Genomic DNA, 17,306 nt, shown 5'->3' with positions numbered 1-17,306 from the left:
TGTAGCGACCATCATGGGAACCATGCGATCGATTTGGAAAGGCTCGATAGCGTTCGGTCTGGTCAATGTTCCGGTCAAGGTGTACTCCGCAACAGAAGATCACGACATCAAGTTTCATCAGGTCCACGCCAAGGACGGCGGCCGGATCAAATACAACCGCGTGTGCTCGGAGTGTGGAAACACCGTGCAATTCGCCGATATCGACAAGGCGTACGACGCCGAAGACGGTTCGCGTGTTGTTCTGACCGACGAGGATTTCACGAAGCTGCCGGCTGCGGAAAAGCATGAAATTCCGGTGCTCGAGTTTGTCGCGAACGAGCAGATCGATCCCATCCTTTTCGAGAAGAGTTACTTTCTCGAACCTGACTCTGCATCGCCCAAGGCCTACGTCCTTCTCTCGACGGTGCTGACGGAGAGCGATCGCACAGCGCTCGTCCACTTCACGCTCCGACAGAAAACGCGGCTGGCGGCGTTGCGCGCCCGGGACGGCGTCCTGGTAATTCAGACCCTGCTGTGGCCGGACGAGGTTCGCGCTGCCGAGTTCCCCTCGCTCGACGGCGCGGAGAAGCCGAAGCCGAAGGAACTCAAGATGGCACAGACGCTGGTGGACAGCATGGCGGGCGATTTCGACCCGACCGAATTCACCGACGACTACCAACTTCAGCTTCGCGAACTGCTCGAGAACATGATCGAGAGCGGCGGCAAGAAGGTCATCCCTGCAGCCGAGGTCGAACAAGGCGGCGAGGACGCCGACGTCGTCGATCTGGTGGCAGCACTGCAGCGAAGCGTCGACGAGGCTAAATCCAACGCGTCGAAGACCAAGACCCGCAAGCGCGCCTGAGCACCTACTGCCGAATGTCCTGTTCGTCGATCAAGGCATCCAGTTCGGCGTCGACGTCGGCGCTGCGACCACCACCCGAAGCGACGGCCAGTTTCACCGCGGGCCCGATCGCTGCTAGCCCGGCGCCGGTGAACATGTCCGCGTGCGAGGTGGGAACCGGACGGTCCACGATCACGCCGGATATGAACGGTCGCCACGCCGACGCAGTCCGCAGTGGATCGAAGGTGTCCGTCTGTGCCGAGAAGAACAGCAGATCACCGTCGAATCTGCCGGGGCGATACCGATGCGCAAGGTCAGCCCCGGCGCAGTACTCGTCGTACAGTCGCTCGATTGTTTTGCTCGAGGCCAACGGATGATCCCCGATACTTCGGCGTAGTAACGCTTCCGCAGCTGCGGGCGTCAACTCCACCGCATCAGGGACCGCTATCCCCAGCCCCGCGACCAATTCCGCGAGTGTGGGCTGTGCGCCGTCCATTGTCGGATCCTCGAGCACAAAACTGTCCAACAAGACCAGTTCGGCAACGCTCTCCCCCAATGCCTGCAGCTGCACGGCAGCAGCGTGCGCGATCAGTCCCCCGATCGACCATCCGAGTAGGTGATACGGACCGTGCGGCTGGACTCGGCGGATGTCCGCGACATAGCGCGCCGCAAAATCTTCGATCATCTCTGCCCGGAATTCCGGGTCCGTGAGGATCGGCGACTGCAGACCGTACAGCGGCCGGGCCGGATCGACATACGGAGCCAACCCGCCGTAGCACCAGGCCAGGCCGATCGCGGGGTGGATGCAGAACAGCGGTTCCGCGTCCCCTGACGTTCGGATAGGCAGCAGAATCGACAGTGCTGATGCATCCGGCTCGGACGCGTCTGCGTCGGCAACCTTGCGGGCCAGTGCCTCCGGTGTCGGATCCGAGAACAACCAACCGACGGGAACGGCGCTGCCGGTTCTCGCCTCGATCGCAGCCACCAGACGTGTTGCCATCAACGAGTTTCCCCCGAGATCGAAGAAGCTCGAATCTGCGTGGACTACGTCGACGTCGAGTTCGAGTACCTCGGCGAACGCCGCGCACAGAGCGATCTCGGCGGAACCTTCCGGTCTGCGCCCGCCGTCGTCGTCCCACGTGGGGGTCGGGAGCGCGGAGCGATCGAGTTTGCCTGCCGGCGACGTCGGGATCGAGTCGATCGTCACGAAGGCGGACGGCACCATGTGCGTCGGCAACAAGCGGGCGGCATGTCGGCGCAACGCTGCCGAATCAATACTTCCGCCGACGGCAGGGACGACGTACGACACTATCCTCGAATCACCGCCGGCCCCCACGACGGCCGTGATGGCTGCGCGGACCGAGGGTTCCGACGCCACGACCGTGTCGATTTCCCCCAGCTCGATACGGAATCCGCGCACCTTGACCTGATGGTCGACGCGTCCGAGGTAGCTCAACGAACCACCGCGGTCGCTGCGCACCAGATCGCCGGTGCGGTACATCCGCGTCCCTGCCTGGCCGTGTGGATCGGCAACAAACCGTGTTGCCGTCAACGCGGGACTACCGAGGTATCCCCGTGCGAGTCCGGCCCCACCGACATACAACTCACCGACGAGTCGCCCGGGCACCGAGTGCAGGCGCGAGTCGAGAACACGCGCGTCGACGCCCCGGATCGGGCCACCAATCGACACCGAATCCCCGACGGTCAACGCGTCGCTGATCGTGACCGCGACCGTGGCCTCGGTCGGACCGTAGGCGTTGAACATCCGTCGCCGTGGGGCCCACTGGGATACAAGCTCGGCTGAGCAGGTATCGCCGCCCACGATCACAACGTCGAGCTGGTCGAGTCCGCTGGGATCAACCGTCGCCAGGGCTGCGGGGGTGACAAACGCGTGAGTGACAGCGCAGCGCTCCATGACATCTCGCAGTTCGGCGCCGCCGTACACCGTCGGCGGCGCAATCACCATGGTTGCACCTGCGCCGACGGCAAGCAGCAGTTCGAGAACCGATGCGTCGAAGCTGGGAGAGGCAAAACTCAGGGTGCGGGAATCAGCGCTCACGCCGAATCGCTCGCGCTGTTCCTCCGCAAAAGCTGCCAGTCCCGCGTGGGTGACCAACACGCCCTTCGGTTTTCCGGTGGAACCGGACGTGTAGATCAGGTAGGCCGGGTGATCGACTTCGAGCGACACCGGACGCACGTTTGCACTGCTTTCGGCGAGGTCGAGTGACTCGAGTGTCACCCACCGCGAAGTGTCCGGCAGGTCGGCGACATAGTCACCGGCTGTCAGTCCGAGAACGGCCCCGCTGTCGCGAAGCATGTGTTCGATGCGTTCGACCGGATACGCCGGATCGACAGGCAGGAACGCCGCACCGGTCTTGGCTACAGCCCACACTGCGATCACGTAGTCGACGGAACGCGGAAGTGCAATCGCAACAATCGTTTCCGGGGCAGCGCCACGCTCGACCAACACGCGGCACAGTGCGTCGGATCGGCGATCGAGTTCGCCGTACGTCAGCGCGTCGGACCCCGCCACGTCGATCACCGCCAGAGCCAGCGGATCGGACGCGGCTCGGGCAAGAAGCTGCGGCAGCGTCATGGGGTGGGTGGCCGGATCACCGCGCAAAGCACAGGACTCATTCGGTCCGAGGAGGTCCACGTCGCCGACGACAACGGTCGGATCCGCAGCCACCTCGGCGATCAACGTCTCCAGCATCGCTGCAAACGACGCGGCGGTATCTGCGTCGAACAGATCCGTTGCATAGGTCAGGGACGCGGTGTAGCCGTTACCCTCGTCTTCCGTCTGTTCCACGACCGTGAATTGCAGATCGAACTTCGCGACGTCGGGCGTGATCTCCTCGGCGCGGATGCTCAGTCCGGGCAGTTCCCACGCCACCTGATGTGCGGCGTGGAAGGAGAACATCGTCTGGAACAACGGATGGCGGTCGGTAGTACGCGTCGGCGCAACAACCTCCACAACCTGCTCGAACGGAATGTCCGTGTGGGCAAAGGCGTCCAGATCAACGGTGCGAACAGTGCGTAGTACGTCGACGAAGGTCGCTGCGGGATCGACAATCGTGCGCAGTCCGACGGTGTTGACGAACATTCCGACCAGATCGTCGAGAACTCGGTGGCCGCGACCGGCGACCGGTGAGCCGATCACGATGTCGCTGCTGCGGCTCACACGAGACAGCAGCACGGCATATGCCGCCTGCAACACCATGAACGGTGTGGCAGCGTTCGATCCGGCAAGAACGTCCACCGCAGCGCGAATGTGCGACGGCAGCGTGACGGTGACGTGCGCACCGGCCAGCGATTGAGCGAGCGGGCGCGGCCGATCAACGGGAAGATCGATCAACTCGGGTGCACCGCGCAAGGTTTCCCGCCAATACGACGCTTGTGCGCCGAGCACACTTACCGGGTCGTCCACAGCGCCGAGCGCCTGGCGCTGCCACAGGGCGAAGTCTGCGTAGTGCACGTCAAGGGGTGTGAAGTGCGGAGCCTGTCCGGAGCATCGCGCAATGTAGGCGGTGAGCACGTCCCTCATCAAAGGCGCGACGGACCAACCGTCAGCGGCGATGTGGTGCACGACGATGACAAGAGTATGACGATCCGGGGCGGTCTCCATCAGTAGTGCGCGGATGGGTGCTTCGGAGGTGACATCGAACCCGCGAGCAGCAAATTCGGCGGCAATCGACACCCACCCACGGGCGCCCTCCGTCTCGAATTCCACCGCGGTGACGTTGCGCTGCACCACCTGATGCGGCCCGGTACCGGAGTCGGGGAAGACCGTTCGCAAGATCTCGTGACGCTCGATCACGTCCAACACCGCAGATTCGAGAGCTGGCACGTCGAGGCTGCCGTCGAGTGAGATTGCCGCCGGAACGTTGTACGCGGGTGAAGCCGGATCAAGTTGGTTGAGGAACCAGATGCGTGATTGCGCGTACGACAGTGGAATTCGCTCGGGTCGCTCGCTGACAGTGATCGGCGGCAGTGCCTGGACCGATGCCGTTGAATCCAGTGCAGCTGCCAGGTCTCGGACGTAGGGGTGTTCGAACAGCACGCGGACCGGAACGTGGCGGCCCAGTGATTCACCGAGACGCGCAACCAGCCTGGTCGCGAGCAGTGAGTTGCCGCCGAGATCGAAGAAATTGTCCAGGCCGCCAAGGTCCTCGGTACCCAGCAGTTCTCCGAACGCGTCGGCGACCACCAGTTCGGTGGCGGTGACCAGAGGCGCCACCGTTCGCTCGATCATGCCCAGTACCGGTGCCGGTAGTGCGGCGCGGTCCAGCTTTCCGACGGGGGTGAGCGGAACGCGGCCGATCGGAGTGATCGCCGAGGGCACCATGAACGCCGGCAGGGACCGGCGCGCGTGGCTCAGAAGTTCTTCCGCCGCAACTGTTTCCGTGGACAGCACCACGTACGACGCCAAAATCGTCTCGCCGCCCGGCCCGTCCACACCGACGGTCACGGCAAATTCGACGCCGGGGTGGCTGCTGAGAACCGAATCGATTTCGCCGAGTTCGATGCGGAATCCGCGAACCTTCACCTGATGATCGGACCGTCCGACGTAGTCGATCGTTCCACTGGTAGTCCATCGCACCAGGTCACCGGTCCGGTACATACGAGATCCACTGGGACCGAACGGCGCCGCCACAAATCGCGATGCGGTCAGCGCAGGCTGACCGTGGTATCCGCGGGCCAGTCCGAGACCAGCGATGTAGAGCTCCCCCGTCACACCGACGGGCACCGGATTTCCGGATCCGTCGAGAACAACAGCCGACACTCCGCGGACCGGTCCGCCGATAGTGACCGGCTCCCCCACTGCCAACGCGTCACTGATGCACACCATGACCGTGGTTTCGGTGGGTCCGTAGCCGTTGAACAACCGGCGCCCCGGCGCCCATCGCTGCACCAGTTCGGGCGGGCACGCTTCGCCGCCGACAACGATCGATTGGAGCACGTCAAGTCCGGTGGGATCGACCGAGGCAAGCGCTGCCGGTGTGATGAAGGCGTGCGTGACGCCTTCACCGGCGATGAGCTCAGCCAGATCCTGGCCGCCGTACACATCGGGTGAGGCAATCACCATCGTGGCGCCGGTATCGACGGCGAGCAGTAGTTCGAGGACGGAGGCGTCGAAGCTCGGTGACGAAAAATGCAAGGTCCGTGAGGATGCGGAGATGCCGTATCGCTGCGATTGTTCTTCGGCCAGCGCACTCAGACCGCGATGAGTAACGCTGACGCCCTTGGGTTTACCCGTCGAGCCCGACGTGTAGATGATGTACGCGAGGTTGTCGGCTCGGATAGGTGCTGCCGGAACCACCAGTTCGCGCGAATAAGCGGCAATCTCATCCATTGTCAACCACGGCACAGATCGTGGAAGCGACCCACACACAGATGTTGTCGTCAATCCGCGTGACGCCCCGGAATCGGTGAGCATGTGCAGGATTCGATCAGCCGGATATCGCGGATCGACGGGCACGAAGGCCGCACCGGTCAATGCCACAGCCCACAGCGCGACAATCGAGTCCACGGAACGCGGAATCGCTATCGCCACAATGTCTTCGGCGCCGATTCCCTCCGTGGTCAACCGATGCGCCACCGCTGACGCTCGGGAATACAGTTCGCGGTAGCGCACGGTCACATTGCCCGATCGGAGCGCAACCGAATTTCCGGCCTCCGTTGCAGACTGAGTGAAGATGTCCGCCAAGGTGCGCGAACCGACCCACGCCGGTCCGCGAACCGGCATCAGCGACGCGCGCTCGTCTGCTGTGAGCAGTTCGATATCAGCGATCGTGGTACTCGGATCGGCGATTACGGCCAGCGCTACCGACTCGAACCGTGCGGCAATCCGAGCTGCCGTGTCCTCGTCGAACAAGGCGTGCGCGAAACGAAGGGAGCCGGTGATCTCCGGGTTCTCGGAATCACCCGCCACGAGCGTCAGTTCGAGATCGAATTTCGCGACCGCAGGTTCGAGTGGCTCCGCATGCAAATGGACGCCATGCACGCTCACCTGCGGAGACCCAAGATTCTGATGGTAGGACAGCATGACCTGGAACACCGGATGACGCGGCGTCGACCGGTCGAGATCAAGTGCGTCCACCAACACGTCGAAGGGTAGATCGGCGTGTTCGAATGCTGCGAGGTCGCCCTCGCGTACAGCGTCGAGCAGGTCGGTGAACGACGCCCGGTGATCAACCGCTGTGCGCAGCGGCAACGAGTTGACGAACATTCCGATCAGCGCATCGAGTTCGGGGCGCCCACGGCCGGCAACCGGAGTTCCGATCACCACGTCGTCGGTCGCGCCTAGACGTGCAAGAACAACGGCAAGCATCGCGTGCAGGACCATGAACTGCGTTGTTCCACAGTCACGGGCCAGATCGCCGATGCGCCCGCCCGTATCGGCGTCGAGAACTATCGGGACGGAACCGACCGCGGTGGTGGACTCGGATCCTCGTGGACGATCCCTGGGCAGGAGCAATTCGTCCGGCGCGCCTGCCATTGCCGCCGTCCAGAATTTCAGCTCACGAGAAACCAAGCTTTCCGGATCGTGTGCATCGCCGAGAATCGTGTACTGCCACAGCGCGTAATCGGCGTACTGCACGTCCAGCGGCATGAGAATCGGTGAGTCTCCCACAGCGCGAGCCGAATACGCCGCAATGAAATCCGCAGCAAACGGGGTCAACGACCAACCGTCACAGGCAATGTGGTGGATAACCACCACCAGACGATGCACGTCCGGGCCTTCGCTTACCAGCAGCGCCCGCAGCGGAAGGTCCGCACTAAGGTCGAAGCCTCGACCCGTGAACTCGTCCGCCGCGGTGTCGGCGTCGTCGGCGCGTTGCTCCACCGCAAAATTCACGTCGGCCCATGAGCGAACGATCTGAACGGGACCGTCGGCGTCGTCGACATAGACGGTTCGAAGTGCTTCGTGACGTGCGATGACGTCGGCCAATGCCGCTTCGAGCGCCTCGACCGACACGTCTCCGGAAATCCGGATCGAGAACGGAATGTTGTACGCGGACGACGCCGGATCGAACCGGTTGACAAACCACAGGCGCTGTTGCGCTGCCGAGAGTGGTACCCGATCAGGGCGGACACCGGCCGTGAGAGCCGGGCGATCGTCCGAGGCCGTGGCGCACGAAGCCAGACGCAGTGCCAGACCTTCGACGGTGGGGTTCTCGAAGATCGAACGCACTTCCACCGCGATGCCCGTCGCGGCGGTCAATCGTGCGGTGACCTGCGTGGCAATCAGCGAGTTGCCACCGAGATCGAAGAAACTGTCGCTTGCTTGCACCCCGGTCACATCCAGAAGCGCTGCAAAGACATCCGCTACTGCCTGCTCCAGACCCGGCTCCGGGGCGCGACCGGCACCGAGGATTTCACGCGCGACCGGCGCGGGTAGCGCCCGGCGGTCCAGCTTTCCTACCGGCGTCAGCGGTATGGCGTCGATGGGGGTGATGGACGACGGAATCATGTAGCGGGGCAAGGTTTCCCCGAGCAACCCGAACAGAGCATCAGTACCGCTGTTTTCGCCACTGAACAGCACGTACGACGCCAGAGTCGTCCCCACGGAGGATTCGACGGCGATGGTTGTCGCGAACTGTACAAGCGGAGATTCCATCAACGCGGCGTCGATCTCGCCGAGTTCGATGCGGAATCCGCGGATCTTGAGTTGATGGTCGCTGCGCCCCACGTAGCGAAGTGTGAGGTCCTTGGTCCAGCGAACGAGGTCGCCGGTTCTGTACATGCGTGCGCCGCCGGACGAATATGGATGTGCGACAAATCGATCCGATGTCAATCCGGCGCGGCGATGGTATCCGCGAGCCAGCCCCGGTCCACCGATGTACAGCTCGCCGACGCCGCCGACCGGCACCGGTTGCAGCCGCGAGTCCAGGACGACGGCGTCGACACCGCGGATGGGTCCGCCGATGGTGATCGATTGACCGGGGTCGATCGGGTCGCTGATCGCCACCATCACCGTGGTTTCGGTAGGCCCGTACCCGTTGTGTAATCGGCGTCCCCGGCCCCAACTCTCGACGAGTTCCGGAGTGCAGACGTCGCCGCCGACAACAACGCATTCGAGGTCGCAGACACCGGTGGGGTCCACCGTCGCGAGTGCTGCGGGTGTGATGAAGGCGTGTGTCACCGCACTGGTTCGAAGGAACTTCCCGAGCGCGGCGCCGCCGTAGATGTCGGCCGGCGCGATCACCATCGTCGCGCCGGTGGACCCTGCGAGCAGAAGTTCGAGTACGGCACCGTCGAAGCTCGGTGACGCAAAATGCAGCGTCCGCGAATGCTCGGTGATCCGATATCGATCCTGCTGTTCCCGCGCAAGATTGGCCAATCCGGAGTGCGTGACGACGGTGCCTTTCGGCACGCCGGTCGATCCGGACGTGTAGATGATGTACGCCGCCGACGCTGGTGTGGTCGGTGTGGAGTGCTCGTCGTGGCCGATCGGTGAGTCCGGGTACGCCGCGACCTCTGCCGCGGTGTCCGGGTCTCGGAAGTCGATCCACGCGGCAACGCTGCCACCTGCTGCGGCCGCGACTGATCTGATGCCGATCCGCACTCCGGAATCCTCGAGCATGTGCGCGACGCGATCTTCCGGGTACCGCGGGTCGACGGGAACGAAGACTCCACCGGATTTGGCGACTGCCCACACTGCAAGAACCGAGTCGACCGACCGCGCAACTGCCAGCGCTACCGGTACCTCGCCGCAGACGCCCAGGTCCATGAGATATCGAGCGATCCGATTGGATTCACTGTCGAGCTCGCGATACGACAGTGCGCGCTCACCGTCGTCGACGGCAATCCGATCCGGATACGCCTTCGCCGTTACGCCGAGAATCTGCGCCAACGTGGCATCGGGCAGCCCTATCTGACCGCGTCGTGGCAGTACGACGGCACTGTCACCGGCACTGAGCGTGTGAAGATCACCGATTCGAGTTGTCGGGTCCAGAACTGCGGACTCCACGAGCGTCACGAAGTTCTCGGCCATCGCTTCGATTGTCGACGCGTCGAACAGGTCGGCGGAAAAGGTGAGTGTGGCGTCGATTCCGTCTGGTCTCGCGATCCCCTCGCCCGCGGCTTCGTGCCGTTCGGCGATCGTCAATTCGAGGTCGAACTTGGTGAGGCCGGTGTCGACCGCGCGGGCCGTCATCGAGATCCCGGCGATTTCGCCCGTCTGGGTGGTCGCGATCCGCGAGGTGATTGCCACCTGGAACACCGGATTGTGCGATGACGAGCGATCGAGTTCGAGTGCGTCCACCACAACGTCGAACGGCACGTCGGCATTGTCAAAAGCGTCGAGGTCGATGCTTCTGACCTGCTCGAGGTACTCGTGGAACGTCATGGCGCGATCTATGACAGTCCGCAAAGCGAGTGTGTTGACGAACATGCCGACAATCGGATCCAGAGATCTGTCCCCTCGGCCCGCGACCGGCGTTCCGACGACGATGTCGTCCGTACCGCTGTATTTGGCCAGGAGCAACGCAAAACAGGCGTGCAGAGCGATGAATGGCGTGGCTCCGTGGCCTGCGGCGAGCGTCGCCAGCTTCTGGTGAGCGGACGCATCGATCCTGAAATCCACGTGCGAACCGCGCAGCGACGGCTCGATCGGGCGAGGACGATCGATCGGCAGATCAAGTTGTTCGGGCGCGTCTGCGAGTTGGTGAGTCCAGAACACAATCTGTTCGGATGCAAGCGAATTCGGGTCGTCGACTTCGCCAAGGTGCCGACGATGCCACAGGGCGTAATCGGCGTACTGGACGGCAAGCGGATCCCACACCGGAGCGTTGCCGGCAACTCTGGATGCGTAGGCGCCGGTGAGATCGGCGGCAAGCGGAGCAAGCGACCAACCGTCCGACACCATGTGATGCAGGACAACCACCAGGACATATTCGTCGGTACCGGAAACCTGGATCAGCAGGAACCGCGCCGACGATTCACGCACCAGATCAAAACCGGCCGAAGCAAATTCGAAGATCCGGGTATCGAGCAAGCGTGGTTCGACGTCGATGGATTCCAGCGCCTCGAAGCTGTCACCGGGATCGAGGATTTCCTGAACTGCCTGGTCGCCGCGTTGTGGAAACACGGTGCGCAGCGATTCGTGCCGAGTCACGACGTCGAGAAGAGCCTGCTGCAGCGCAGCGGTGTCGACGTTGCCCCGCAGCGATATCGCAAACGGAATGTTGTACGCACCCGACTTCGGCGCCACTCGCCCCAGGAACCACAGTCGCTGCTGTGCGGGCGCGAGCGGTAGCGTCTCCGGGCGTTGTTCAACCCGCAGGGCACCACCGTCTGGCGTCTGAGTTGCGTGTGCGACGCTCGCGGCAATTCCGGACACGGTCGGGTGGTCGAACAGCGCCCGCAACGCTATGCGCACGCCCGTTGCCTCGGCAACCCGGGCAACCACCGTCGTCGCGGCCAATGAGTTTCCGCCGAGATGGAAGAAATTGTCGTCGAGCCCGAGCGGGCCGCTGCCAAGAATGTCGGCAAGAACAGCGGCAACGGCAATTTCGGTCGCGGTAGTCGGTGACCGGAACGCCGCCTGGGACCCCAGGATCGGCGACGGCAGGCTGCGTCGATCGAGTTTTCCGTTGGTGGTCAAGGGAATTGCGTCGATCACCATGAACGCGTCGGGAATCATGTACGTCGGGAGCATTCCGGCTGCATGGGCTCGGAGCGCCGGGGCGGCGACGGTTTCGGCGGTGGTCACATAGGTGACCAGAACGTCACCAGCCGGTGTGGGTGCCACCACCGTCACGGCGTCGTTCACTCCAGGAGCACCGAGGATTACGGCGTCGATCTCACCGAGTTCGATCCGGAAGCCACGAATCTTGACTTGGGCGTCACCGCGGCCGAGGTACTCGAGCCGGCCGGGTTCAACCCAGTGAGCCCGGTCTCCGGATCGGTACAGCCGCCCTCCGCCGGCGTTGAACGGGTCGGCCACAAACCTGCACGCCGTCAGGTCCGGACGCCCGAGGTAACCGCGAGCGAGCTGGCCGCCGGCTACGTAGATCTCCCCCGCGACACCTACGGGTACAGGTGAGAGGTGGTCGTCGAGCAGGTAGACCCGAAGTCCGTCGATGGCGTCACCGATCTGGCTGCCGGCCGCCGAGCGCGCGTGTGCACTGCCCAGTTCGAAACGAGTGACGTGCACCGTCGTTTCGGTGATCCCGTACATGTTGACCAGAGTCGGAGCCGCGTCATTGTGATTGTCGTACCAGCGTCCGAGGCGACGCAGGTCCAGTGCTTCACCGCCGAAGATCACGTACCGGAGCGCGGTCGGAGACACTGCACGCGAGTCCGCCTCGATGTACAGGTGAAACGCCGAGGGTGTCTGATTGAGCACCGTGACGCCTTCTTCGGCGACAAGGGCGCGGAAGGCATCGGGATCACGCGAAAGGTCGTGGTCGACAAGTACCAGCGTTCCGCCGTTCAGCAGCGCTCCCCACAATTCCCACACCGAGAAGTCGAAGGCAAACGAGTGGAACATCGTCCACACATCCGTGTGGTCGAACCCGAAATCACGGCGTGTGTTCTCGAACAGTCGCATCACCGCTGCGTGCGTGACCGGGACGCCTTTCGGCCTCCCGGTCGAGCCCGACGTGTAAATGACGTAGGCCAGGTTGTCGGCGCTGTGAAAACCCGAGAGTTCGCCCAGAGCGCCCGCGGAGAATTCGGCGGATTCGACGCCGACCACGACCGCGTCAGGAATCTCGAAGTCGGAAATGATGCACACCGGCTTCGCGTCGTCGATCACAAAACTCACCCGATCAGCCGGGTGGGCACGATCGAGTGGGAGATAAGCACCGCCGGCCTTCAATACGGCAACTACGGCGACGATCATGTCGAGCGACTTCGTCAGCATGATGCCGACAAGCGATTCGGAGCGCACGCCCTCCTGGATCAGCTTGCGGGCCAGCCGGTTCGATCGCTCGTCCAGCGTTCGATACGACATCCGCTCGGTGCCGCACACGACGGCAACAGCGTGTGGCAGGTCCCGGATTCGACCTGCCAGAATGTCGGTCAGCGTGCACACCGGTATCGGCGCCGATACCGCCGGTAGGAGCGCACCTCGCTCGTCTGCTCGAAGTAGCGCAACGGCCCCCAAGGCCAAACGAGGCGTCGTCACCAAAGCGGTCAGGATGCGGTTGAAGCGGCCTGCGAGATCCTCGGCGGCTCGCTTCGAACCGAGCCAGTCCACAACCCCGGTGATCGTCCGGTCTGCATTGGCGGGACCGCCCGCCGGGACTGTCAGCGAGACAACAAGGTCCGGGTCGGTCGCGATGTCGGACCCGATGGGCACCCCTACTATCAGTCCGGGAAACCTGGGGTGTGCGTCGAGTGCTTCGTCGAAGCAGAGCATCGCCCGGAACAACGGTCCGGTCTCCACCGTGCGACCGTCCCCGAGGGCTGCCGTGACCGATGTCAGCAGGGTGTCCGCACGATCGAAGGCTTCGACGATGACACCGTCCACGAGTTCGACCAATTCCGCGAGCGTCGCGGAGGTCGACACTTCGGTTCTCAGGACCAATTGATTAGCGAACATCGATACAAAATCGTCGGGACTCGGCGCACCGTAACCGCGCACCGATACGCCGATTGACACTTCTTCAGCGGAACCGTGGCGTCGTAGGAGGCCAACCATCGCGGCCTGCAGCAACACGAACACACTCGTATCCGTCGCTGCGGCCATCGACTCGAGACACCGGAACACCTCGGATTCGATGACGACGGGCGCCTGAGAGCGAATCCCGTCCGCCGACACCGGTAGTCCCAATTCTTCTGCAGGTGTCGAGAGCTTCCGCGCCCAGTATTCGATATTTTGCGAATGGCGAACATTGTCGACCCAGTTCCGCGCCCCGTGAAAATCTATATCCGACAATCGGGTATCAGGACCAGCGGCGCAGAACAATTCGAGGAAATCGAGGAACCCACGATGGTGGGCAGTGAGGGTCTCGTCGGTATAAAGATCCGGGTTGGCCGCAAAATCTATCTGGATGTCGGCGGTGGACGGCTGGTAAACGTTGACCGATAGATCCTCCACCGGCCCCGTCGAGATCACCCGGAGTTCACCGGTGGCGGCGCCAAGAGTAATGCCGGAATGAAACAGCATCAGATTGATCAGTGGTCCATGAAATCCTCGACCATCGGCAATGGCTCCAGTACCCGCATTGAGATCTCGTCGCAGATCCTCGTGCCGATACTTCTGATGCCGCAATGCGCCGGTGAGTTCCAGTTTCACCTCGCGGAGCACGTCACCGACGCAGTGGTTCGGGTCGATCGTCGCCCGCAGCGGTACAACGTTCGACATCATTCCGCCCGACCGTCTGGCAGCCTTTGTCGTGCGTCCGGACACGGGCATACTCAGGACCACGTCTCGGGTGCCGATCGTGCGAGCCAGGAACGCGGCCAAGGCTCCGATCACTACTGACGCGGTGGTCACGTCATGAGCGTCCGCGACGTCTGCGACTGTGTTTCGCAGCGCCGCAGGCACAGTCGCCGATCGGATCCGGGCCCACGACTGCGCTGGTGCCGTATTGCGTGCCAGTGACGTCCCGGACGGCTGATCAGCCATCTTCGTGTTCCAGTACTCGCGATCGCGGTTCCAACGCGTCGAACCCAGGTAGTCGGATTCGGATTGGACCAGAGCGGGGAGCGACGCTGTTTCCTGCTCGGGAACCGGTTCGTTCCGAACGGATGCGGTGTAGATCTCGGCTGTGCGATTCATCATCGACATCGCGCCGAACCCGTCGAGAGCGACGTGGTGAATGCGGCTGTACCAGTAGTAACGGTCCTCCCCAAGCACGAGAACTGCCATCCGCACCAGACGATCGACGAAGGGATCCATCGGGGTGGTGTGTTCGCGGTGCATCCAATCCTGCGCTGCTGCTTCAGGATCGGGCTCTGCGCGCAGGTCCACCACGTCCAGCTGGTCATCCATGTTCACGTCGAGCCACTGCCGAGGCGTGCCGTCCACCTCGACCAATCGGAGGTACCCCGATCCGATCTCACGTCCCGTTTGCTTACTCGCCGCGGTCAGCTCTGCAATGTCCAGCGGTCCGTCCACATCGACGTACTGCGCAATGGTGACCGGAATTTCGGGCCTCAGCTGTTGCGCGACGAGTAAGGAAAGTTGTGAAGGGGACAGCGGGAAAGTATCGGAAATTCTTCCTCGATTGGGGCTACCTTCCACACGGATCTCCTTGAACGAAGTAGTCGTGACACACGAGCAAAAACGCACCAGTCAACAAGCCGAGCCAAGAAAGGAGCAAATGCCAAAAGCTGACAAATTGCCCACTTGAGATCTCATCGTGACAATCCGCCGCGGCGTTACCACACAGATATACGAGAGCGGATCACAAATGCGGCAAAGCAGGACTATCGTCCTGCATATAATGGCGAAAAGTCCCACGGTAAACAAACTGGCGGGTCAGATACCTCACCATGAGACACCAAACGTCACAGGTTCTTGTACGTCAGATCCACTGCCTCGAGTGTCAGGCGAGAATCGTCGGCCATGGCGCGAAGTATCCGCTGAAACCGGAATGCAAGATCACGGGTCTCTTTCGGCGGAGCAATGCAGTTCACGTAGCCGACAGCTCGGGAACTATCCGTCTGACTCGGCAGCGAGATGAACAGTTCCGGCATGTCGGCAAGTTCGAATCCGACTGGCGCCCCGCCCATCACGGCCCGGAACCGTGGATGGGTGTCCATCGGTGTTTGCGCAAATACCAGTGTCCTGAACAGCGGCCCGTAGTCGAGTGAACGACGCTCGCCCAGCGCAGCCGCCACCGAGGACAACCGGATATCCGCGTGGATCAGCGCATCGACAACAGCATCATCGGTCCGCTCGATCAACCGGGTCAAACTCTCCGCGGTGTCGATGGTCAAACGAAGTACGACGTGATGGGCGTACATCGAGGCAAAGTTGTCCGGGTGCGGCGCACCATACCCTCGGAGCGGGACCCCGATCGAGACCTCCGAGGCTGAACCTCGCCGACGCAGCAATCCCGCGACGGCCGCGTGATACAACACGAACATGCTGGTGCACATCGATGCTGCCAGCGATTCGAGCCCTCGATACAGCTGTGGGGAAATGACGACCGGCGCAGAGGAACGCTCACCCGCGAGCGCAGGAAGCAATCCCAAGCTCGGCGCGGGTGTCGACAGCGCCGCACGCCAATACTCCAAGTTACGGGCCTGCAACCCGACTGAATCCCGACTCTTGTCAGCCCGCGGATCGACATCCGCCACGAGGGTCGCCGCGTCACTGGAACCGATCAATGCGAGTAGTTCACAAAAACTGCGATGGTGCTCGGTGAGGATTTCCTCGGAATACAAATCAGGATGCGCTGCAAAATCGACCTGAATGCCGCTCGTTTCGGAGTGCGAGTAGAGCGCGACCTCCAGATCTTCGACGGGGCCCGCTGACTCGAGATGCAGCACACCCCGCGCGTCACCCAGAGTGATTCCAGTTGGAAACAGATTCAACGCCAGAACCGGTGCGCGATGCGGTTGCTGGTCGCGGTAGCGGCGATGGCGAATCGCACCCACCAATTCGACCTTGACTGCCCGCACCAATTCACCCACTCGGCAGTGCGGATCGAGCATGACGCGCAACGGCACGATATTCGACGCGCTTGCACCGGCCACCCGCGCAGTCGACGACGTCGGCGCCGGCGTCGGAATTCGAAGAACTACATCGCCAGAACCCGTCGTGCGGCCGAGATACAAGGCAAACGTCGCGATGAGCACCGTGGACAGGCTCACGCTCTCCGCTTCGGCGATGCCTTCGAGAGAGTTGATGACATGTCGCGGCACAGTTCCGCTTCGGACGCGGGGCAACGCCACAACCGTCGCGGTTTCAGCCGCCAGCGACGTTCGGGTCGGTGCGCCGGCAAGCGTTGCGTCCCAATACTTCTGATCCTGGATCCAGCGTTTCGACACACGGTAGCCGACCTCGGTGTCGACCGCCGTGCGAGGCGAATGTGGCGAATCCTGAACCCTGTTCCGCACGGCATCGGTGTAGATCTCCGCCGCCCGAATCATCATCGACCGCCCGCCCGCAACATCGAGAGCGATTCGATGCACTCGGGCATACCAGAACCAGTGCTCGTCGCCGACGACCAGAACGGCCCACCGTGTGAGTTGATCGGTCGACGGGTCCATCGAACGAGCAGATTCGCGCTGCATCCAGTTTCGGGCCGCTGTGCGCGGATCGGGCTCTGACCGAAGGTCGACAACGTCGAACGAATGCGCGCCCCGGTTGCCACCGTGACTCATGACAACATCTTGCGTCCGCAGCAGTGATCGGCATCCGAATTCACGGCTTGCGAGTGAACTTGCAGCGTTCAGGGTGTCGACGTCCAGTTTTCCCACGATGTCCACGTAGTGGCTGACAGTCAGTGGCACGTCGGGTCGAGAATGCTGCGCCTCGAGAAGTTCCTGCTGCTGCGGCGAAAGCACGGTGAGTTGACCC

3 protein-coding genes are annotated in these 17,306 nt (G+C 62.8%); 1 reads left to right on the top strand and 2 read right to left on the bottom strand.

The window, feature by feature from the left end; translation table 11 throughout:
- Nucleotides 1–13: 13 nt before the first annotated feature.
- Entirely contained in the window at nt 14–841 is an 828-nt protein-coding gene (locus V2B23_RS02880; protein ID WP_430948927.1) for a Ku protein, read from the top strand.
- A 4-nt stretch (nt 842–845) separates the two neighbouring features.
- Here V2B23_RS02880 and V2B23_RS02875 read toward each other — a convergent pair whose 3' ends face one another.
- Both V2B23_RS02875 and V2B23_RS02870 read right to left on the bottom strand, forming a co-directional pair.
- Entirely contained in the window at nt 846–15,020 is a 14,175-nt protein-coding gene (locus tag V2B23_RS02875; RefSeq protein WP_430948926.1) for an amino acid adenylation domain-containing protein, read from the bottom strand.
- Between the two features lie 266 nt (nt 15,021–15,286).
- Nucleotides 15,287–17,293 carry a condensation domain-containing protein gene (locus V2B23_RS02870; protein WP_430948925.1) on the bottom strand — a complete coding sequence of 669 codons (2,007 nt, stop codon included), beginning with the start codon at nt 17,291–17,293 and terminating at the stop codon, nt 15,287–15,289.
- Nucleotides 17,294–17,306: the final 13 nt, after the last annotated feature.

The sequence above is a fragment of the Rhodococcus sp. 24CO genome (assembly GCF_050586165.1).
Classification (GTDB): Bacteria; Actinomycetota; Actinomycetes; order Mycobacteriales; family Mycobacteriaceae; genus Rhodococcus_F.
Note: the sequence above shows the minus strand (reverse complement) of the source record. Positions and strands in the feature narration are given on the sequence as shown.

Excerpts from the sequence above, each read along its gene's own strand:
- V2B23_RS02880 (WP_430948927.1), top strand. The coding sequence starts at position 14 with ATGGGAACCATGCGATCGATTTGGAAAGGCTCGATAGCGTTCGGTCTG.